This window comes from Geodermatophilus sp. SYSU D01176 (assembly GCF_054050015.1).
Window position 1 is genome coordinate 47,798 of the sequence record NZ_JBJGYN010000013.1, and the last position, 20,353, is coordinate 68,150.

A 20,353-nucleotide genomic window follows, 5' to 3' on the forward strand; every position below is an offset into this window, starting at 1 on the left:
CCCGAGAGAGGACACCCATGGCCATCGCAACGATCAACCCCGCCACCGGTGAGACGATCCAGACCTTCGAGCCGTTGTCCGACGACGCCGTCGACGAGCGCATCGCGCGGGCCGCCGCCGCCTTCGAGGGCTACCGGCTGACCACCCCGCGGCAGCGGGCCGGCTGGCTGAGGGCCGCCGCCGACGTCCTGGACGCCGACGCGAAGAGCGTCGCCGAGCTCATGACGACCGAGATGGGCAAGACGCTGGCCGCGGCCCAGGCGGAGGTCGCCAAGTGCGCCAAGGGGCTGCGCTACTACGCCGAGCACGGCGAGGACATGCTGCAACCGCAGCCGGCGGACGCGCAGGCCGTGGGCGCGGTCGAGGCCTACGTCGTCCACCAGCCGCTGGGCGTGGTCCTGGCGGTCATGCCGTGGAACTTCCCGCTGTGGCAGGCCATCCGCTTCGCCGCCCCGGCGCTCATGGCCGGCAACGTCGGGCTGCTCAAGCACGCCAGCAACGTGCCGCAGACGGCGCTGTACCTGGAGGAGCTGTTCCGCAAGGCCGGCTTCCCCGACGACGTCTTCCAGACCCTGCTCATCGGGTCCGGCGCGGTCGAGCGGGTGCTGCGCGACGACCGGGTCGTGGCCGCGACGCTGACCGGCAGCAACGCCGCCGGCCAGGCGGTGGCGACGGTCGCCGGGGATGCGCTGAAGAAGACCGTGCTGGAGCTGGGCGGTTCGGACCCGTTCATCGTCATGCCCTCGGCGGACCTCGACCGGGCCGCGGAGGTCGCGGTGACCGCGCGCTGCCAGAACAACGGGCAGAGCTGCATCGCCGCGAAGCGGTTCTTCGTCCACGCCGACGTCGCCGAGGAGTTCACCCGGCTGTTCGCCGAGAAGCTGGCGGCCCTGACCGTCGGCGACCCGATGGACGAGGAGACCAAGGTCGGCCCGCTGGCCACCGAGTCCGGTCGGGAGGACGTCGAGCGCTACGTGGCCGACGCCGTGGAGAAGGGCGCCACCGTCGTGACCGGCGGGAAGCGGGTGGACCGCCCCGGCTGGTTCTACGAGCCGACCCTGGTGACCGACGTGACTCCCGAGATGGGCATCTGGTCGGAGGAGGTGTTCGGCCCGGTCGCCGCGCTGCACACCGTGGCCGACCTGGACGAGGCGATCCGGCTGGCCAACGAGCACGTCTACGGCCTGGGCTCGAACCTGTGGAGCGAGGACCAGGGCGAGCGGCTGCGGTTCATCCGCGACATCCAGTCGGGCATGGCGTTCGTCAACGGGATGACGACCAGCTACCCGGAGCTGCCCTTCGGCGGGGTCAAGCAGAGCGGCTACGGCCGGGAGCTGACCGAGCTGGGCATGTACGAGTTCTGCAACGCCAAGACCGTGTGGATCGGCCCGCCCAGCAGCCAGCAGGGGGAGGGGGACACCGCGGCCGCGGCCTCGGAGTGACCCGCGTCGTCCTGGCGACCGCCTACGGCGGGCCCGAGGTGCTCGCCGTCGTCGACCGGCCGGTGGGCGACCCCGGCCCCGGGCAGGCGCGGGTCGAGGTCCGCGCCGCCGGGGTCAACCCGGCGGACTGGAAGAGCTACACCGGCGCGTTCGGCACCGACCCGGCGGCGCTGCCGCGGCGCCTCGGCTTCGAGGTGTCGGGGGTGGTCACCGCGGTCGGGCCGGACGGCGCGCTGGCCGTGGGCGACGAGGTCATCGGGTTCCGCGTCACCGGCGGGTACGCCGACGAGCTCGTCGTCCGCGCGTCGGCCTTGGTGCCCAAGCCGCCGTCCCTGGGCTGGGCGCCGGCCGCGGGCCTGATGCTGACCGGCGCGACCGCCGTGCACGCGCTCACCGCGACCGGCGTCGGGGAGGGCGACACCGTGCTGGTGCACGGGGCCGCCGGCGGGGTGGGGCTGATGGCGGTCCAGCTCGCGGCGCTGCGCGGTGCGCGGGTGATCGGCACGGTCGGCGACGGCGGCGCCGACCTGCTGCGCCGGTTCGGGGCCGCACCGGTGCGCCACGGCGACGGGCTGGCCGACCGGGTGCGCGAGCTGGCCCCGGACGGCGTGCACGCCGCGCTGGACCTCGTCGGCACCGACGAGGCCGTCGACGTCTCCCTGGCGCTGGTCGCCGACCGGCGGCGCATCGCCACCATCGCCGCCTTCGGCCGGGCCTCCGCCGACGGCATCAGGGCCCTGGGCGGCGGCCCGGGCGCGGATCCCGGCACGGAGCTGCGGGACGCCGCCCGGCCCGAGCTGGCGCGGCTCGCGGGCGCCGGCCGGCTGGAGGTCGTCGTCGCGGCGACCTTCCCGCTGGAGGACGTCGCCGCCGCGCACCGGCGGGGGATGGCCGGCCACACCCACGGCAAGCTGGTGCTGTTGCCGTGAGGGACCGGAACGGCCCCCCTGCAGGGTCCCGCCGCGAGGGTGCGAGTGGTGGGGGCAGGGCGGTCCTCACACCTCCTCGACGGGGAAGGTGCGGCTCGGGGTCACGAACTCGTCCTGCGCGGCGACCAGCAGGATCTCCCGCGAGCGCGCCTGCTCGGTGGCCGTGAGCAGGCCGTGCACGGAGGCCGCGGCCGCGCCGAGGGCGGTGCCGGCGTCCCGGCTCGACAGCCAGTGGGCGAGGAAGAGCGCGGCGATCGCGTCGCCGGCGCCGTTGACCGACACGTCCAGCCGCGGCGTGCGCACCCGGAAGTGGCGGCCGCCCTCGGAGGCGAGCAGGTCGACGGCGTCCCCGGGGGTGTCGTCGGTCTCGAGCGAGGTGGTCAGCACGACCCGGGGACCGAGCGCGTGGACGGCGGCCACGGCGTCCTCCACCTCGGCGAGGCTCCGCGTCGTCGTCCCGGAGAGGAAGTCCAGCTCGAAGTGGTTGGGCGTGACCAGGTCGGCGGCGGGGACGGCCACGTCGCGCATGAACTCGGGGATGCCGGGGCGGACGAAGACGCCGCGGCCGATGTCCCCGATGACCGGGTCGCAGCAGTAGACCGCCGCCGGGTTGGCCTGGCGCACCCGCTGCACGGTCTGCACGACGGCGTGGCCGATGTCGGCCGAGCCGAGGTAGCCGGAGAGGACGGCGTCGCACCGGCCCAGCACGCCGCGGTCGGCGATGCCGTCGACGACCTCCTCGATCGCCGGGCCGTCGAAGACCCGGCCCCTCCACTCGCCGTAGCCGGTGTGGTTGGAGAACTGCACGGTGTGCACCGGCCACACCTCGATGCCCAGGCGCTGCAGCGGGAACACGGCCGAGGAGTTGCCGACGTGGCCGTAGGCGACGTGCGACTGGATCGAGAGGACGGCGACCATGGGGTCACCGTGGCACAGCGGGTCCGCGGGCGTTGCGGTGAGGACGGCAGGATGGCGGCATGGCACTGCCTCCCCTGACCTCCTCCGGCGTCGTGGGCGCGGCCGGCCGGGTCGCCGAGCCGGTCGAGGTCCGCACCGCCGACCTGCGGCTCGCCGGCCGGCCGCTCCCGGTCACCAGCCCCGCCCGCGTCTACGTCTGCGGGATCACCCCGTACGACGTGACCCACCTCGGGCACGCGGCGACGTTCGTGTGGGCCGACGTCCTGGGCTCGGTGCTGCGCGCGGCCGGCGCCGAGGTGGTCACCAGCCGCAACGTCACCGACGTGGACGACGTGCTGACCCGGGCCGCCGACGCGCGCGGCCGGCACTACGACGAGTTCGCGTTGAGCCAGGAGTTCGCGTTCGAGCAGGACATGCGCGCCCTCGGCGTCCGACCGCCGACGCACGCGCCGCGCGCCCGGCACCACGTGACGCACGTCCAGCAGCTGGCGGCGGCGCTGCTGCGCGCCGGGCAGGCGTACGAGCGGGAGGGGCACGTGTTCTTCCGCGGCGCCGGGGTGGTGTCCGGCTCCGGGCTGCCGGTCGAGCGGGCGCGGCGGCTGGCCGCCGAGTTCGGCGACGACCCGGACGACCCGCTGCGCGAGGACCCGTTCGACGTACCGGTGTGGCGGCCCTCCGGCGAGCGGGATCCCGCGTGGCCCTCGCCGTGGGGCTGGGGGCGGCCGGGCTGGCACGCGGAGTGCGCGGCGATGGCGACCGCGACCCTGGGCCGCGGCGTCGACGTCCTCGTCGGTGGTGCCGACCTCGCGTTCCCGCACCACGCGCACCAGGCGGCGATGGCCGAGGCGGCGTCGGGGGTGGCGCCGTTCGCGCGCAGCCGGGTGCACGTCGGGGCGGTGTCCCAGGACGGCGCCAAGATGGCGAAGTCGACCGGCAACCTCACGCTCGTGGCCGACCTGCTGCGGGTGACCAGCGGGCCGGTGCTGCGGCTGCTCGTCCTGGACCGGCCGTGGTCGCAGCCGTGGGAGTACCGGCCGGAGCTGCTCGAGACGGCCTCAGCGCGGCTGGACGACCTGTTCTCGGCCGCGGGCCGGCCGGGTACGTCGCCGACGGCGAGCCGCGCGGTGACCGACCGGCTGCTCGACGACCTCGACGTGTCCGGGGCCCTCGACGTCGCCCTCACCGACGGCGGGGACGCCGCCCGGCAGCTCGTGCGGGTGCTCGCGCTCGGCTGACGGTCAGCTGCCCCTCGCGCGAGGAGACGGGTGTCGAACTCGGCCGAGCCGGTCGGCCCCGCGGCGGGCGTGGGTCATCGCCGCGGGGTTCGGGCCGGTTGAGTCAGAAGGGCGGCGGGTCGTCGGTGGGGTCGGGTGCCGGTGGTGGCCGGTCGGGCCGATCGAAGCCAGCGACCAGCTCCAGCTCGTAGGCGGCCAGCTCGGCCTCGGCCCGCTGCAGCTCGACCGCCTTCTCCTCCGGCGACCGGGCCCACACCGGCAGCAGCTCACCCAGCGACGGGGAGGAGGGGTACGACACTTTCCGGCCGCTGACCAGTAAGAACTCAGGACGGTCCTGCTGGGGCGGCCGATGGTCGGCGAGATGCGCCCGAACGGGGGACCTGTCGGTCAGCGTGGCTCAAGCAGTCACGGTGCCGAGTCGATCACCGAGGACGAGGAAGCGGGTCAGGCGGCGCGGAGCGTCGACGGGGCCGCCGTCGACTGCGTGGTCGGCTTCGACGGGACGATCCAGCGCATCTCCATGTGCCGGTGCCCGGCGCTGTCGACGACGGACACCCAACGGCACTGCGGGCACGGACTGATACGCATGACGGCCACCTCTCGTTCACCTGTTGTTCACCATTGTGGCACCAGGCACACGGATGTGGCCGTTCGACATCCGGAACAGCCTCGGACGAGTGAAGCGGACTACAACCAGCCGACCACCGAGGCGCCGACGGCGACGTACAGGACCGCGCCCGGCACGACGCCGACGGCCGTCCCCAGCGCCGCGGGCAGCCACCGGATGCTCGACAGGCCGGCGGCGTAGCTGACGATCCAGAAGGGCACCGGGCTGACCCGGGCCAGCACGACGGCGAGGAAGCCCCGGTCGCGGAACAACCGGTCGGCGCGGGCCAGCCGCCGTCCGGCGAGGCGGGTGACGGCCGCGCGGCCGAGGTGTCGCCCGAGCGCGAACCCGCCCATCCCGCCGAGCCACCCGGCGCCGACGGCCACGGCCACCCCCGCGGGGAAGCCGGCGGCGGCGCCGAGGAGCACCGACAGGGCGGTCCGCGGGACGGGTGCCATCAGGGCACCCGCCACGCCGAGGACGACGGCGCTCCAGCCCAGTGGCCCGGCCGAGTCCAGCCAGGCCCGCAGCGCCGGGACCCCCGGCCGGTCGACCGTCAGTGCGACGACCGTCGCGGCCACGAGCAGCAGCCCGAGGACGGCGAGCCGCAGCCACGGCCGGCGCGCCGGGGCAGGGCCGGGCGACGACGGGTCCCCGGACCCCGGCTGGTCGGAACCGGAGCCGGGGAGCACGGACCCACGCTACGGGCGGGCACCATGGCCGCGTGGTGGAGAGCCGGCTGGTCAGGGACGCGACCGTCGAGGACGCCGTGGCGTGCGCGGAGGTCTACGCGCCCTACGTCCGCGACACGGCGGTCTCCTTCGAGCTCGAGCCGCCGACGTCGGCCCAGATGGCCGGCCGCATCGAGGCCGCGCTCGCCCGGCACGCCTGGCTGGTGCTCGAGGACGGCGGGCGGGTCGCCGGCTACGCCTACGGCTCGGCCTTCAACGCGCGCGCGGCCTGCGACTGGTCGACGTCGGTCAGCGTCCACACCGAGCCCGGCGGCCGGCGCACCGGCGCCGGCCGCGCCCTCTACACCGCCCTGCTCGGCGGCCTCGCCGCCCGCGGCTACCGGACCGCGCTGGCCGGCGTCGCGCTGCCCAACGAGGCGAGCGTCGGGCTGCACACGGCGATGGGCTTCGAGCCGGTGGGCACCTTCCGGCGGGTGGGCTGGAAGCTCGGCCGCTGGCACGACGTCACCTGGTTCCAGCGCCCGCTGGGCGGGAGCGGCGCAGAACCCGACGACACCCCGCCCACCCCTCCGCGGTGACCGTGGACACGACCGCCCTGCCGGGAGATACTAGGACGTCCAACTAAATCGGCGCGGGTCGCGAACCGGCGTCCGACCCCGGGAGCGGCATGCCGTCCGACCTGCACGTCCCCACCCACCCGGTCCGCTTCGTCACCGCGGCGAGCCTCTTCGACGGCCACGACGCGGCGATCAACGTGATGCGCCGGCTGCTGCAGAGCCAGGGCGCCGAGGTGGTGCACCTCGGCCACGACCGCAGCGTCGACTCGGTCGTCCGGGCGGCGCTGGAGGAGGACGTGCAGGGGGTGGCGATCTCCTCGTACCAGGGCGGGCACGTCGAGTACTTCACCTACCTGGTCGAGCGGCTGGCCGAGGCCGGCGCCGGGCACGTGAAGGTCTTCGGCGGCGGCGGGGGCGTGATCGTCCCGGAGGAGATCGCGCTGCTCCGCGAGCGCGGCGTCCGGATCTTCAGCCCCGAGGACGGTCAGCGCCTCGGCCTGCCCGGGATGATCAACGAGCTGATCCGCGAGTGCGACGTCGACCTGACCGAGCACGGCCCGGACGTCGAGGCGCTGCTCACCGGCGACCCCGCCGCCCTGGCCCGCGCCATCACGGTGCTGGAGTCCGGCCGCGACCCCGAGCTCGCGACCAGGGTGCGGCAGGCGGCCGACGGCCGGACGGTGCCGGTCCTCGGCATCACCGGGACCGGCGGCTCGGGGAAGTCCTCCCTCACCGACGAGCTGCTGCGCCGGCTGCGCACCGACCAGGAGGACAAGCTGCGGGTCGCCGTCCTCGCGATCGACCCCACCCGGCGCCGCGGCGGCGGGGCGCTGCTCGGCGACCGCATCCGGATGAACGCCCTGGAGACCGGCGAGGGCAGCCACACCTTCTTCCGCTCGATGGCCACCCGCGCCGCCGGCGCGGAGACGCCTGCGCACCTGGACGACGTGCTGTGCGCGGTCAAGGCCGCCGGGTTCGACCTGGTGATCGTGGAGACGCCGGGCATCGGGCAGGGCGACGCCGGCATCGTGCCGTTCTCCGACGTCGCGCTGTACGTGATGACGCCGGAGTTCGGCGCCGCGTCGCAGCTGGAGAAGATCGACATGCTCGACTTCGCCGACGTCGTCGCGATCAACAAGTACGAGCGGCGCGGGGCGGAGGACGCCCGCCGGGACGTGGCCCGGCAGATGGTCCGCAACCGCGAGGCCTTCGGGCAGCCGTGGGAGGACATGCCGGTCTTCGGCACCAGCGCCGCCCGGTTCAACGACGACGGCGTGACCGCGCTCTACCAGCACCTGCTCGGCCTGCTCGTCGACGAGGGGCTGCCCGCGGGCGCCGGCGTCCTGCCGCGGGTGGACGTCACGGCGTCGTCCGGGCTGACCAGCGTCGTCCCGGCGCAGCGCGCGCGGTACCTGGCCGAGATCACCGAGGCGGTGCGCGGCTACCACGCGGCGACCGAGGCGCAGGCCGCGGTCGCACGACGCCGGCAGCACCTGCGCACGGCCGCCGAGGTGCTGGACGGCGAGGCCGCCGGGGCCGCGCGGGCCGCGGTCGAGGCCGCCGACCGCGAGCTGCTGCCCGAGGTGCGGGAGCTGCTCGACGAGTGGCCGGCCCGGGTCGAGGCGTACTCGGGCGACGAGTACGTCTACACCGTCCGCGGGAAGGAGATCCGCACCCCGCTGACCCGGGAGACGCTGTCAGGGTCGAAGGTGCGCCGGGTGGCGCTGCCGCGGACGCAGGACGACGCCGAACTGCTGCGCTTCCTGCGCCGGGAGAACCTGCCCGGCGGCTACCCGTTCACCGCCGGCGTCTTCCCGTTCAAGCGCTCCGGCGAGGCCCCCGCGCGGATGTTCGCCGGCGAGGGCGACGCCTTCCGCACCAACCGCCGCTTCAAGCTCCTGTCCGCCGGCAGCGAGGCCACCCGGCTGTCGACGGCGTTCGACTCGGTCACCCTCTACGGCCGCGACCCCGACCCGCGCCCCGACGTCTACGGCAAGGTCGGCACCTCCGGCGTCTCGATCGCCACGCTCGACGACATGGAGGTGCTCTACAGCGGCTTCGACCTCTGCGACCCCACCACGTCGGTGTCGATGACCATCAACGGCCCGGCGCCGGCGATCCTGGCGATGTTCCTCAACACCGCGATCGACCAGCGGCTGGACCGGTTCCGCGAGGAGGAGGGCCGCGAGCCCGACGCGGGAGAGGCCGAGGAGATCCGGGCGTTCGTGCTGGCCACCGTCCGCGGCACGGTGCAGGCCGACATCCTCAAGGAGGACCAGGGCCAGAACACCTGCATCTTCTCCACCGAGTTCGCGCTGCGCTGCATGGCCGACATCCAGGAGTGGTTCATCCAGCACCGCGTCCGGAACTTCTACTCGGTCTCCATCTCCGGCTACCACATCGCCGAGGCCGGGGCGAACCCGATCAGCCAGCTGGCCTTCACCCTCGCCAACGGCTTCACCTACGTCGAGGCCTACCTGGCGCGCGGCATGGCCATCGACGACTTCGCGCCCAGCCTCTCCTTCTTCTTCTCCAACGGCATGGACGCCGAGTACTCGGTGATCGGCCGGGTCGCCCGCCGGATCTGGGCCGTCGCGATGAAGGAGCGCTACGGCGCCGGGCCCCGCTCGCAGCAGCTGAAGTACCACGTGCAGACCTCGGGCCGGTCGCTGCACGCGCAGGAGATGGACTTCAACGACATCCGGACGACGCTGCAGGCCCTCTGCGCCATCTACGACAACGCCAACAGCCTGCACACCAACGCCTACGACGAGGCCGTCACCACCCCCAGCGAGCACTCCGTCCGCCGGGCGCTGGCCATCCAGATGATCATCGACAAGGAGTGGGGCCTCGCCGGCAACGAGAACCCGCTGCAGGGATCGTTCGTCATCGAGGAGCTCACCGACCTGGTCGAGGAGGCGGTGCTGGCCGAGTTCGACCGGATCGCCGAGCGCGGCGGCGTCCTCGGCGCGATGGAGACCGGCTACCAGCGCGGCAAGATCCAGGATGAGTCGATGCTCTACGAGCACCGCAAGCACGACGGCAGCCTGCCGATCGTCGGCGTCAACACGTTCCTCGACCCGCACCGCGACGAGACCCCGCCGAAGCCGTTGGAGCTCGCCCGCGCCACCGAGGCCGAGAAGGAGTCCCAGCTGAAGCGGCTGGCGGACTTCCACGCCCGGCACGCCGACGAGGCCCCGGAGGCGCTCGCCGCCCTGCAGCGGGCGGCGGCCGAGGGCGGCAACGTGTTCGCCGCGCTGATGGACGCCGTCCGGGTCTGCTCGCTCGGCCAGATCAGCGACGCCTTCTTCGAGGTCGGCGGCCAGTACCGCCGGAATGTGTGAAGGACCCCCGTGCCCCCCGAGCAGGACCCCGTCCCCCTCACCCCTCGCACGCTCGGGGTGAGCCTCCGGACGGGGCCGACCGGGCTCACGGCGGGCCCCTGCACCGGGGCCGTGGGGATCGGACGGCGGTCCTGACAGACGACCTCGGGACGCCGGTGGACCTGCCGCGGCCGCCCCGGCGGGTGGTCTCGCTGGTCCCGTCGCTCACCGAGGCGCTGGCGGAGACCGTGCCCGACCGGCTGGTGGGCGCCACCGACTGGTGCACCCACCCCGCCGGCCTGGACCTGCCGCGGGTGCGGGGCACCAAGAACCCCGACCGCGGCGCGATCGCGGCGCTCGCGCCGGACCTGGTCGTCGCCAACCGAGAGGAGAACCGGCGCCTCGACGTCGACCGGCTGCGGGCCGCCGGGGTCCCGGTGTGGGTGACCGTCATCGAGTCGGTCGACGAGGCGTTGGCCTCGATGCGCCGGCTGTTCGGCGAGGTGCTCGGGGTGGGGGAGCCGGGCTGGCTGACGGCGGCGGCCGCGGAGTGGGCGCAGCCGCCACCCGATCCCCGGCTCCGGGTCGCCGTCCCCGTCTGGCGCGACCCGTGGATGGTCGTCGGCCCCCGCACCTTCACCGGCGACGTGCTGGTCCGCCTCGGGTTGGTCAACGTCTTCGCGGGCGCGGAGGACCGGTACCCGAAGGTGTCGGTCGGCGACATCACCGCCGCCGCGCCGGACGTCGTCGTCCTCCCCGACGAGCCCTACCTCTTCACCGCGGACGACGGGCCAGAGGCATTCCCGGGCATCCGCACGGCGCTGGTCTCCGGCCGGGACCTCACCTGGTACGGCCCCTCGCTCGGCCCGGCCCGCGCGCGGCTGCTGGCGGCGGCGCGCGCCTGACCTGGGGTCCGGTCCGCGCCGGGACGGGGACGTGGCACCGGGGGTTGCCTGGTGACACCAGGCCCGCGAGTCCGCTATGAACACGGTCCGTCCCTGTTTCCTCCCACACCGTCCCGGCGACGCGGAGCCCGCCGAGCCGGACGGGCGGCGTCCTCCCCGGGGACCGCGAGACCTCGACGTCGAGGAGAGAGGGAGCAGCCGTGAAGACACGCAGTGCAGTACTCCACACGCAGCCCGGCCGGTACGAGGTCACCGAGGTCGACCTCGACGGACCCCGTGAGGGCGAGCTGCTCGTCCGGATGGCCGCCGTCGGGCTGTGCCACACCGACGACCACGACGTCCCGCCCGGGAGCGCCCCGCCCCTCCGGCTCCCCCTCGCCGGTGGCCACGAGGGCGCCGGCGTCGTCGTCGGCGTCGGGCCCCACACCCCCGGGTGGGCCGAGGGCGACCACGTGGTGCTCAGCTTCGTCGCGGTCTGCGGGCGGTGCCGGATGTGCTCGACCGGGCGGCAGAACCTCTGCGACCTCGGGGCCAGACTGTTCACCGGCGCCCGGATCGAGGACCCGACCAGCTTCCGCATGTCCTACCAGGGCAGGCCGGTGGGCCAGGCGTACGGCCTCGCCGCGCTGAGCGAGCACACCGTGGTCGACGCCCGGTCGGCGGTGAAGATCGACCCCGGCCTGCCGCTCGACAAGGCCGCGCTCGTCGCCTGCGGCGTCCCCACCGGGTGGGGATCGGTCACCAACATGTCCGACGCCCGGGACGGCGACGTGGTCATCGTCATGGGCGTCGGCGGGATCGGGATCAACAGCGTGCAGGCCGCCCGGTCCATCGGCGCCCGCGCGGTCATCGCCGTCGACCCGGTGGGGTTCAAGCTCGAGACCGCCAAGCAACTGGGCGCGACGCACACCGCCTCCACCATGGCCGAGGCCACGGAGCTCGCCCGGTCCCTGACGAACGGCCAGGGCGCCGACGCGACCGTCGTGGCGGTCGGCGTCGTCACCGGCGACCACATCGCCGAGGCCGTGAACTCGATCCGGAAGGCCGGCACGGTCGTCCTCACCGGGACCGGGAGCATGCGCCAGGGAGGCGGCATCCCGATCAACCACACCATGTTCACGGTGTTCCAGAAGCGGCTGCAGGGTGCGCTCTTCGGCGGCTGCAACCCGCGGTGGGACATCCCCAACCTGCTGGCCCAGTACACGGCCGGCACGCTCAAGCTCGACGAGCTGGTCACGCGCACCTACTCGCTGGATCAGGTCGCCGAGGGCTTCGACGACATGAAGGCCGGCAGGAACATCCGGGGGGTCGTCGTCTTCGACTGAGGTCGGCTCGCCCACCGGGCCGGCCGCGGGGCGTTGCTAGGGTCCGCCCGTGCTGCCGCCCACCGGCCCCCTCGCGGGGATCCGCGTCGTCGAGCTGGCCGGCCTCGGCCCCGCTCCCTACGCCTGCCTGCTGCTGGCCGAGCTGGGCGCCGACGTCGTCCGGGTGGACCGTCCCGGTGGCGGCACGCAGCTGGTGCCCGCGGAGCAGGACGCGCTGAACCGCAGCCGCCCGTCGGTCGCCGTCGACCTCAAGAGCCCGGCCGGCCGGGACGTCGTCCTCCGGCTCGCCGAGGCCGCCGACGTGCTGGTCGAGGGGCTGCGTCCCGGCGTCACCGAGCGGCTCGGCGTCGGGCCCGACGTGTGCCTGGCCCGCAACCCGCGGCTGGTCTACGCGCGGATGACCGGCTGGGGTCAGGACGGCCCGCTCGCCGACCGGGCCGGCCACGACATCAACTACCTCGGCCTCACCGGCGCGCTGCACGCCATCGGGACGGCGGAGACCCCCGTCGTCCCGCTCAACATCGGCGCGGACTTCGGCGGCGGCGCGCTGTTCCTCGTGGTCGGCGTCCTCGCCGCGCTGCTCGAGCGGGGCAGCAGCGGGCGCGGCCAGGTGGTCGACGCGGCCATGGTGGACGGCGCCAGCTCCCTGGTCACGATGGTCTACGGCCTGCTCGGTGCCGGGGCGTGGCAGGACCGCCGCGCGGCCAACCTGCTCGACGGCGCCGCGCCGTTCTACGGCACCTACGCCTGCGCCGACGGCCGGCACGTCGCCGTCGGCGCCATCGAGCCGCAGTTCCACGCGCAGCTGCTCGCGGGCCTGGGCATCGACGCGGGCGAGTACGGCGGCCAGCTCGACGTCGCCCGGTGGCCGGAGCAGCGCGCGCGGGTCGCCGCCGCGTTCGCCGGCCGTACCCGCGACGAGTGGGCCGACGCCTTCGCCGGCACCGACGCGTGCGTGACGCCGGTCCTCGGGCTGACCGAGGCGCCGTCCCACCCGCACCTGGCCGCCCGCGGCACGTTCGCCGACCGCGGTGGGCACCCCGAGCCGGCGCCGGCGCCGCGTTTCTCGCGCACCCCGGGCGCCGTCCGCGGGGAGCCGCGCACCCCGGGCCAGGACACCCGCGCGGCCCTGGCCGCGTGGGGGTTCGGCGAGGACGAGCTGGCCGGCCTGCTGGAGGCGGGCGCGGTGGTGCAGGCGGAGCGGGAGGAGCCGCGGTGAGCGACGAGGTGCGGGTCGAGCGGCGCGACGGCGTCCTGCTGATCACGATCGACCGGCCCGAGGCGCGCAACGCGCTCACCCGCGCGGTCGCCGAGGGCGTGGCGGCGGCGGTCGACGAGCTCGACGCGTCCGACGAGCTGCGGGTCGGCGTCCTCACCGGCGCGGGCGGCACCTTCTCCGCCGGCCTGGACCTCAAGGCCTTCCTGCGCGGGGAGATCCCCGCGATCGAGGGCCGCGGGCTGTGCGGCATCACCCAGACCCCGCCCCGCACACCGTTGATCGCCGCCGTCGAGGGCTGGGCGCTGGCCGGCGGCTTCGAGCTGGTGCTCGCCTGCGACCTCGTGGTGGCCGCCGAGACCGCGCGCTTCGGGGTGCCCGAGGTCAAGCGTTCGCTGGTCGCCGCCGGCGGGGGCGCGCTGCTGCTGCCGCGGCGGGTGCCGGCCAACGTGGCGATGGAGATGCTGCTGACCGGCGACCCGATCGACGCCCGGCGGGCCGCGGAGGTCGGCCTGGTCAACCGGGTCACGCCCGAGGGTGGCGCGCTGGACGGCGCCCTGGCGCTGGCGGCGACCATCGCGGCCAACGGCCCGCTGGCCCTGGCCGCGACCAAGGCGGTGGCCCGCGGCAGCGCCGACTGGACGGCCGAGGAGGGCTGGGCCCGGCAGGCCGACCTCGTCGCGCCCGTCCTCGCCAGCGAGGACGCGCGGGAGGGCGCCACGGCCTTCGCCGAGAAGCGGCCCCCGGTCTGGCGCGGCCGCTGAGCGTCCCGCACGGGGTCGCGCCACGGGTGCACCCGGGCAACTACCGTTCGGTGCACGCGCCGCGGGCAGGGGCGACCGTCCGTGGAGCGACCGAGCGACGGGTGGGGGAACGGTGCCGACGATCCAGCGCGACCTCGTGGTGGTCGGCGCCTCGGCGGGCGGCGTGGAGGCTCTGCGCGACCTGCTCGGCCGCCTGCCGGCGCACCTGCCGGCCGCCGTCCTGGTCGTGCTGCACATGCCGTCCGGGTCGCGCAGCTCGCTGCCGGCGATCCTCGGCCGGGTGTGCGCGCTGCCGGTCCACCCGGCCCGGCACGGCGAGCCCCTGGAGCGCGGCACGGTCACCGTCTGCGTCCCCGACGTCCACCTCATGGTCGACGGCGACCGCACCCTGCTGTCCCACGGGCCGCGGGAGAACGGGCACCGCCCGGCGGTCGACGTCCTGTTCCGCTCGGCCGCCCGCGCCGCCGGACCCCGGGTCGTCGGCGTCGTCCTCTCCGGCGCGCTGGACGACGGCACCGCCGGGATGATCGCCGTCCGTGCCCGCGGCGGGGTCGGGGTGGTGCAGGACCCGGACGACGCGATGTACGCCAGCATGCCGCTGCACGCGCGCGACGTCGGCGGCGCCGAGCACGTCGTCCCGGTGGCCGGGATGCCGGAGCTGCTGCACCGGCTGCTCGCCGAGGAGGTCGACGTGGCCGACGTGTCACCGCCGTCGGGGCTGATGGAGACGGAGACCGCGATGGCCGAACTCGACGGCGACGCCTACGACGGTGCCGACCGGCCCGGCACGCCGTCGGGTTTGGGGTGCCCGAGCTGCCACGGTGCGCTGTTCACGATCCGCGAGGGCGGGATGGAGCGCTACCGGTGCCGGGTGGGCCACGCGTGGTCCCCGGAGGCGCTGGCCGAGGAGCAGGCCCAGGCGCTGGAGGGAGCGCTGTGGATGGCGCTGCGCGGCCTGGAGGAGCGAGCGGCCCTGGCGCAGCACATGGGCCGGCGGGCGGAGGAGCGCGGCCACCGGCACAGCGCCCTGCGGTTCCGCCGGCGCTCCGACGAGGCCCGGAACGCCGCCGGGCTGCTGCGCGACCTGCTGCACCGCGGCGAGCTGAGCGGCTCGGCGCTGCCGGACGAGGTCGGGGAGGGCTGAGCCGGTGGCAGAGCAGCAGCCGGCGGGGACGCCGCTGGACGACGCGGTCCTCGAGGACACCGAGGGCGACGCGGCCGACCCCGCGGCCGACCAGGACGCCGACCTCGAGGCGCTGCTCGTCTACCTGCGCGAGCGCCGCGGCTTCGACTTCACCGGCTACAAGCGCCCCAGCCTCGCCCGGCGGGTGCAGCGGCGGATGACCGAACTCGGGGTCGCCTCCTTCGGCGAGTACCAGGACTTCCTCGAGGTGCACCCCGACGAGTTCACGCCCCTGTTCAACACCATCCTCATCAACGTCACCAGCTTCTTCCGCGACGGTGCGGCCTGGGAGCACCTGCGCGACGAGCAGCTGCCCGGGCTGCTGGCCGGCGCCGGGCCGGTGATCCGCGTGTGGAGCGCGGGGTGCGCGTCGGGCCAGGAGGCCTACAGCCTGGCCATCCTGCTGGCCGACGCGCTGGGCGCCGAGGAGTTCCGCAAGCGGGTGAAGATCTATGCCACCGACGTCGACGAGGAGGCGCTGGCCCACGCCCGCCAGGCGCTGTTCACCGACCGGGAGACGGCCGGGCTGACCCCCGCGCAGCTGCAGGAGTACTTCACGCCGGACAACGGCCGGTTCGCCTTCCGCAAGGACCTGCGCCGCTCGGTCATCTTCGGCCGCAACGACCTGGTGCAGGACGCGCCGATCTCGCACATCGACCTGCTGCTGTGCCGCAACACGCTCATGTACTTCACGGCCGAGGCGCAGGCGCGGATCCTCGGCCGGCTGCACTACGCCCTCAACCCGAACGGGCTGCTGTTCCTCGGCAAGGCCGAGATGCTGCTGTCGCACAACCAGCTCTTCGCTCCGGTCGACCTCACCCGGCGGTTCTTCCGGAAGCGCGACGGCACCCCGCCGCCGGACCGGCGCTCCATCGTCCCGCCGGTGCGCCTGCCGGCCTCCGACGGCGCCGAGGACCTCACCCGGCTCCGTCGCGAGGCGCTGCTGTCCGGGCCGGCCGCCCAGCTCGCGTTGGACAGCGACGGCCGGCTGGCGATGGTGAACCGCGCGGCCGAGCGGCTGTTCGGCGTCGAGCAGCGCGACGTCGGCCGGCCGTTCCAGGACCTCGAGGTCTCCTACCGCCCGGTGGAGCTGCGCAGCTCCATCGAGGAGGTGACCCAGACCCGTCGGCCGGTGTGGCTGCGCGGCGTCGAGCGGCGCCGGATCGGCCACGAGCCGCAGCTGTTCGACGTCCAGGTGGTGCCGATCGCCCGCGAGGACGGCGAGATGCTCGGTGCGACGGTGGTCTTCGAGGACGTCACCCGCTACCGGCGGCTGCAGCGGGAGCTGGAGTTCGCCAACCGGCAACTGGAGACCGCCTACGAGGAACTGCAGTCGGCCAACGAGGAACTGGAGACCACCAACGAGGAGCTGCAGTCCACGGTCGAGGAGCTGGAGACCACCAACGAGGAGCTCCAGTCGACCAACGAGGAACTGGAGACGATGAACGAGGAGCTCCAGTCGATGAACGACGAGCTCCACTCCACCAACGAGGAGCTGCGCGCCTCCACCGACGAGGTGGGTACGGTCAACCGGTTCATGAACGGCGTGCTCAGCAGCTTCCGCGCCGGGGTGGCGGTCGTCGACGCCGACCTGCGGGTGCTGGTGTGGAACGCCGCCGCCGAGGACCTGTGGGGCCTGCGCCAGGACGAGGTGCAGGGGCGCCACGTGCTCGACCTGGACATGGGCCTGCCGGTGTCCCGGTTGCACCCGCTGCTGCGCCGGCAGGTCGTGGGGGAGGCGAACAGCGGAGACGGTGGCCACGACACCGTCGAGCTGGACGCGGTCAACCGGCGCGGCCGGCCGGTGCGGGTGCGGGTCACCGTGACCGCCTTCTCCGAGGCACCGGGCGAGGGGGTCGGCGCCGTCGTCCTCATGGACCCGATCGCCTGAAGGAGAAGGACCCCTCTGCCCCCCACCGCTCGCAGGCTCGCGGCGGGACCCTGCCGAGGGGCCGTTCCAGTACGTCACCGGGCTCGCGGCGGGACCCTGCAGAGGGGCCGTTCCAGGACGTCACCGGGCTCGCGGCGGGACCCTGCAGAGGGGCCGTCCCAGGACGTCGCCAGGGGGCCGTCACGTGTCGGCGGCGGCGATCACCTCTCCGGCGTGCCCTTCGACGACCAGCTGGGCGAGGTCGCGGAGCTTGACGTTGAGCCGGTTGCTCAAGGCCACCAGCCGGGCGAAGGCGTCGTCGGCGCTGATGCCGAGCCGGGCCATGAGCACGCCCTTGGCCTGGTCGATGGTCGCCCGGGAGGTGAGCGCCTTCTCCAGGTTCGTCGCCAGGGTCCGCAGGGACTCCCGCTCGGCCACGCTCTGCAGCACCCCGCCGACGGCCGCGGCGACGAGCTCGGCGATCCGCCGACTGTCGCCGCCGAACGCGCCGACCTCGGCGGAGTAGACGTTCAGCACGCCGACCGGTTGCTCACCCTCGCGCAGGGGCAGGCCGAGCACGCTGCGCACCGGACTGTCGGCGAGGAGCCGTCGTAGCCGGGGCCAACGCTCGTCGGTGCGGAGGTCGGAGACGGTCACCGCCGCGCCGGTGAGGTGGGCGTCCCAGCACGGGCCCTCCCCGGCCTGCAGCTGCCGGCCGTCCAGCTCCTGGGCGACGGTGGAGTCGCTGCCGAGCTGCTGGGGGTCCAGCGGCGAGCCGACGGTGATGCTCACCGCGGTGGCCGCCGGGACGGCGCTGTGCACCAGCGTCGCCATGCGCGTGAGCAGTCGTTGCCGGTCGCCGTCCCCGATGGGCAGTGTGGACAGCTCGGCGAGCGCGGCGGCCAGCCCCAGCTGGTCGGCAGGCGACAGCTCGACGGCCGGCCCGGTGCTCCGTGGCGCGGCGGACGATCGCTCCGCGGGGATCAGCACCCACTGCAGGCGGGTGTCGGAGGTCTGCCCCGCCGCGGTGTCCGTGAAGCCGAACAGGTCGGCGACGGCCAGCCCGTGCCGGCGGCCGTGCAGCGTGACCCGCAGGCGCTGCTGCTCGGCCGCGCCCGAGGCCAGGGCCCGGACCGCGGTACGGAACGCGGGCACGTCGCGGGGGTCCAGGTAGACGCTCAGCGGCTTGCCCGCCAGGCGGGGCAGCGGCACCTCGAGGTAGGTCGCCAACGCCGGGTTCGCGTCGACCAGCTTGCCGGCGCCGTCGGTCTGTGCCAGCGCGACCGGTACCAGCCCGGACAGCTGGCTGCGCCACCGGCGCTCGGACTCGTAGCGGGTCAGCAGCTCCTCGATCTGCTCCTGCTGGGCCCGCACCTCCTCCTCGGCGACCCGCAGCTCCTCGTGGGCCACCTCCAGGTCGGCCAGCGTGTGCAGCGCCTCGGCGGGCGGCAGGGGCCGGGCGCGCGTGCGGTCGGGGCGCACCGGGTCGGTGTGGCTGTCCACGGCAACCTCTCTCCTCAGCCGGGCGGAGCGGGGGCCTCGGCTGCAGGTGCTGCGCCGCGCCGGGCATCGGCCGCCGCGGCGGCACGGTCGGCCACCGCCTCCCTGCGGTGCTCGGCGGCCCGGCGGCGGTGCTCGTCGGCGTCGCCGACGCCCCGCGACGCGGCCCGTTCATGGGCCTCGGCGGCGGCCTCGTGGCTCTCTGCGGCCCGCTCGTGGCCCGACGTGGCCCGGCGCAGGGCGACCTCGGCGTGGTCCGCGGCCTCGGCGGCCCGCTGCTGGGCCTGCAGCACGTCCTCGGGGCGGGAGCCACCGGGCCCACCCATCGACCGGCGCCGTTCGGCCAGCTCGCGGGCGCGCTGGGCGGCTTCCGCAGCACGTGCCGCCGCGCGGCGACCCGGGCCGTCGTCGTCCACCCGCACGATGGTCCTCCTCGCGGCTGCCGGCTGCACAGTCGTTCCGGCCGGAGGCGCGCAACCGCCCGGTGCGGGACCCTGGCGTGTCGGCGCCCGACCCGATCCGCCAGGATGGTCCGGGTACAGGGGGAGGGAGGGCCACCGTGGGCAAGCACCGGGCACCTGACGCGGACCCCACCGACTTCGACGCGGCCACCAGCGCGCTCGTCGACGTCACCGGGGACTACGAGGTCGACGTCGCGCACACGCGCATCGGGATCCGGGCCCGGCACGCCATGGTGACCACCGTGCGGGGCTCGTTCGGGGAGTTCGCCGGGACGGCGCACCTCGACGTCGCCAACCCGGCGGCCAGCTCGGTGACGCTGCGCATCCGGACGGCCAGCATCGACACCGGCCAGGCCGACCGGGACGCGCACCTGCGCTCCGCGGACTTCCTCGACGTCGACACCTACCCCGAGATCGTCTTCACCTCCACCGACGTGGAGCAGGTCGACGAGGAGACCTACACGGTGACCGGCGACCTGACCATCCGGGGCACCACCCGGCCGGTGTCGGTGGACTTCACCCTCACCGGCTCGGCGAAGGACCCGTTCGGCAACACGAGGGTCGGCTTCGAGGGCGCGCTGGCGATCAAGCGCAGCGACTGGGGCCTGACCTGGAACACCCCGCTGGACACCGGCGGCGTGCTGGTCAGCGACCGCATCCAGGTCGAGTTCGACGTCTCCGCCGTCCGCGTCTCCTGAGAGAGGACCCCGTCCTCCCCACCCTCCGCATGCTCGAGGCGGGGTTCGGGACGGGGCCGGTCGAGGCTCGCGAGTGGTGGGGCAGAGGGTCCTTCACCAGTCGACGCCGGCCCGCTCGGTGCCCGTGCGGACCAGCACCCGGCCGTCGACGCGGTAGGTGTGCATGACGGTCAGCCGCGGGGTGTAGACGTGCACGCTGACCGTCGGCTCCGCGCCGCGGTTGTCCACCTGGTGCACGTGGTGCGGGCCGAAGTGGCGCACCCGGCCCACGGAGAGCTCGGCGCTGCCGTCGCGGGTGCCCACCCGCTCGGACAGCGTCCCGCGGACGACGGCGAAGGCGCCCGCGGAGCCGCCGTGGTCGTGCAGGTCGGTGCCCTGGCCGGGTAGCCAGGACAGCAGCCACACCTGGGCCCGTGCCAGGTCGGCGTGCAGGGAGGGGTCGAGCGCGTCCGCCGCGGCGTCGGGGGCGAGCAGCGCGCTCCAGCGGCTCTCGGCGCGGTGCTCGACGAGCGGCAGCCAGTGCCGCTCGGCGGCGGCCAGGGCCGCGGCGAGCGCTGCGGCGCCGGTGCGGCGGTCGACCGGCCGGGCCGGGCGCAGCGAGGCAGGGGACAGCAGGGATCCGGTCACGACGGGGTCTCCTCGGGAGGGTCGGGTCCGGCCGCGCGGAACGGTGGCCGGTGGGTCGGAGCGCCGTCAGCGACAGGCGGCGGACCAGACCCGGCCGAGGT

The 20,353-nt window shown here is 74.9% G+C and carries 19 protein-coding genes; 12 read left to right on the forward strand and 7 right to left on the reverse strand.

All coding sequences use genetic code 11. The annotated features are described in order from the left end of the window. The first annotated feature begins 17 nt into the window (after positions 1–17). Complete coding sequence (locus tag ACI78Z_RS09615) at positions 18–1,442, forward strand: NADP-dependent succinic semialdehyde dehydrogenase (protein ID WP_457036306.1); 1,425 nt, start codon at positions 18–20, stop codon at positions 1,440–1,442. Further along, positions 1,439–2,371, forward strand: a complete 933-nt coding sequence (locus ACI78Z_RS09620) for a quinone oxidoreductase family protein (RefSeq protein ID WP_457036307.1) — start codon at positions 1,439–1,441, stop codon at positions 2,369–2,371. The genes ACI78Z_RS09615 and ACI78Z_RS09620 overlap by 4 nt, the downstream gene beginning before the upstream one ends. 66 nt (positions 2,372–2,437) lie before the next feature. Here ACI78Z_RS09620 and pdxY read toward each other — a convergent pair whose 3' ends face one another. Beyond that, a complete protein-coding gene (gene pdxY, locus ACI78Z_RS09625) occupies positions 2,438–3,289 on the reverse strand; it encodes a pyridoxal kinase PdxY (protein ID WP_457036308.1) in 852 nt (283 codons plus the stop codon). Between the two features lie 59 nt (positions 3,290–3,348). On the opposite strand from pdxY, the gene ACI78Z_RS09630 reads away from it, so the two are divergent. Then, positions 3,349–4,524 (forward strand): cysteine--tRNA ligase, encoded by a 1,176-nt coding sequence (locus ACI78Z_RS09630; protein WP_457036309.1) that lies wholly within the window; start codon positions 3,349–3,351, stop codon positions 4,522–4,524. A gap of 103 nt (positions 4,525–4,627) precedes the next feature. On the opposite strand, the gene ACI78Z_RS09635 is transcribed toward ACI78Z_RS09630, so the two are convergent. From ACI78Z_RS09635 to ACI78Z_RS09645, 3 genes are all read right to left on the reverse strand, one after another. Continuing rightward, positions 4,628–4,822, reverse strand: a complete 195-nt coding sequence (locus ACI78Z_RS09635) for a hypothetical protein (RefSeq protein WP_457036310.1) — start codon at positions 4,820–4,822, stop codon at positions 4,628–4,630. 146 nt (positions 4,823–4,968) lie between these two features. Further along, entirely contained in the window at positions 4,969–5,112 is a 144-nt protein-coding gene (locus ACI78Z_RS09640; RefSeq protein WP_457036311.1) for a hypothetical protein, read from the reverse strand. 99 nt (positions 5,113–5,211) lie between these two features. Then, positions 5,212–5,823: a TVP38/TMEM64 family protein gene (locus ACI78Z_RS09645; protein ID WP_457036312.1), complete on the reverse strand. Its 612-nt coding sequence runs from the start codon at positions 5,821–5,823 to the stop codon at positions 5,212–5,214. Between the two features lie 32 nt (positions 5,824–5,855). On the opposite strand from ACI78Z_RS09645, the gene ACI78Z_RS09650 reads away from it, so the two are divergent. The 8 genes from ACI78Z_RS09650 (at position 5,856) to ACI78Z_RS09685 (ending at position 16,987) form a co-directional block, all read left to right on the forward strand. After that, the gene (locus tag ACI78Z_RS09650; protein WP_457036313.1) at positions 5,856–6,401 is read left to right on the forward strand and encodes an N-acetyltransferase family protein; all 546 of its coding nucleotides are present in this window, start codon (positions 5,856–5,858) and stop codon (positions 6,399–6,401) included. An 89-nt stretch (positions 6,402–6,490) separates the two neighbouring features. Then, a complete protein-coding gene (gene icmF / locus ACI78Z_RS09655; RefSeq protein ID WP_457036314.1) occupies positions 6,491–9,724 on the forward strand; it encodes a fused isobutyryl-CoA mutase/GTPase IcmF in 3,234 nt (1,077 codons plus the stop codon). A 155-nt stretch (positions 9,725–9,879) separates the two neighbouring features. Then, positions 9,880–10,608, forward strand: a complete 729-nt coding sequence (locus ACI78Z_RS09660) for a helical backbone metal receptor (protein ID WP_457036315.1) — start codon at positions 9,880–9,882, stop codon at positions 10,606–10,608. Between the two features lie 200 nt (positions 10,609–10,808). Further along, the gene (locus ACI78Z_RS09665) at positions 10,809–11,933 is read left to right on the forward strand and encodes an NDMA-dependent alcohol dehydrogenase (protein WP_457036316.1); all 1,125 of its coding nucleotides are present in this window, start codon (positions 10,809–10,811) and stop codon (positions 11,931–11,933) included. Positions 11,934–11,982: 49 nt separating this feature from the next. Beyond that, complete coding sequence (locus ACI78Z_RS09670; RefSeq protein WP_457036317.1) at positions 11,983–13,152, forward strand: CaiB/BaiF CoA transferase family protein; 1,170 nt, start codon at positions 11,983–11,985, stop codon at positions 13,150–13,152. Then, positions 13,149–13,913, forward strand: a complete 765-nt coding sequence (locus ACI78Z_RS09675; RefSeq protein WP_457036318.1) for a crotonase/enoyl-CoA hydratase family protein — start codon at positions 13,149–13,151, stop codon at positions 13,911–13,913. Before ACI78Z_RS09670 ends, ACI78Z_RS09675 begins: the two co-directional genes overlap by 4 nt. Positions 13,914–14,025: 112 nt before the next feature. Beyond that, on the forward strand, positions 14,026–15,057 hold the full coding sequence (locus ACI78Z_RS09680) for a chemotaxis protein CheB (protein WP_457036319.1): 1,032 nt from the start codon (positions 14,026–14,028) through the stop codon (positions 15,055–15,057). 4 nt (positions 15,058–15,061) lie between these two features. Further along, a complete protein-coding gene (locus tag ACI78Z_RS09685) occupies positions 15,062–16,987 on the forward strand; it encodes a CheR family methyltransferase (RefSeq protein WP_457036320.1) in 1,926 nt (641 codons plus the stop codon). A gap of 180 nt (positions 16,988–17,167) precedes the next feature. Here the strand turns inward: ACI78Z_RS09685 and ACI78Z_RS09690 are convergent, their stop codons facing one another. Continuing rightward, positions 17,168–18,469 (reverse strand): ANTAR domain-containing protein, encoded by a 1,302-nt coding sequence (locus ACI78Z_RS09690; protein WP_457036321.1) that lies wholly within the window; start codon positions 18,467–18,469, stop codon positions 17,168–17,170. Between the two features lie 14 nt (positions 18,470–18,483). Beyond that, entirely contained in the window at positions 18,484–18,888 is a 405-nt protein-coding gene (locus tag ACI78Z_RS09695; RefSeq protein WP_457036322.1) for a hypothetical protein, read from the reverse strand. A 137-nt stretch (positions 18,889–19,025) separates the two neighbouring features. On the opposite strand from ACI78Z_RS09695, the gene ACI78Z_RS09700 reads away from it, so the two are divergent. Next, on the forward strand, positions 19,026–19,625 hold the full coding sequence (locus tag ACI78Z_RS09700) for a YceI family protein (RefSeq protein WP_457036323.1): 600 nt from the start codon (positions 19,026–19,028) through the stop codon (positions 19,623–19,625). Positions 19,626–19,718: 93 nt separating this feature from the next. Here ACI78Z_RS09700 and ACI78Z_RS09705 read toward each other — a convergent pair whose 3' ends face one another. Further along, complete coding sequence (locus ACI78Z_RS09705; RefSeq protein ID WP_457036324.1) at positions 19,719–20,252, reverse strand: cysteine dioxygenase; 534 nt, start codon at positions 20,250–20,252, stop codon at positions 19,719–19,721. Positions 20,253–20,353 lie beyond the last annotated feature (101 nt).

What these genes read in the sequence shown, in the direction of transcription:
- ACI78Z_RS09615 (WP_457036306.1), top strand. Translation starts at nt 18, where the DNA reads ATGGCCATCGCAACGATCAACCCCGCCACCGGTGAGACGATCCAGACC.
- pdxY (WP_457036308.1), bottom strand. Translation starts at nt 3,289, where the DNA reads ATGGTCGCCGTCCTCTCGATCCAGTCGCACGTCGCCTACGGCCACGTC.
- ACI78Z_RS09630 (WP_457036309.1), top strand. Translation starts at nt 3,349, where the DNA reads ATGGCACTGCCTCCCCTGACCTCCTCCGGCGTCGTGGGCGCGGCCGGC.
- ACI78Z_RS09640 (WP_457036311.1), bottom strand. Translation starts at nt 5,112, where the DNA reads ATGCGTATCAGTCCGTGCCCGCAGTGCCGTTGGGTGTCCGTCGTCGAC.
- icmF (WP_457036314.1), top strand. Translation starts at nt 6,491, where the DNA reads ATGCCGTCCGACCTGCACGTCCCCACCCACCCGGTCCGCTTCGTCACC.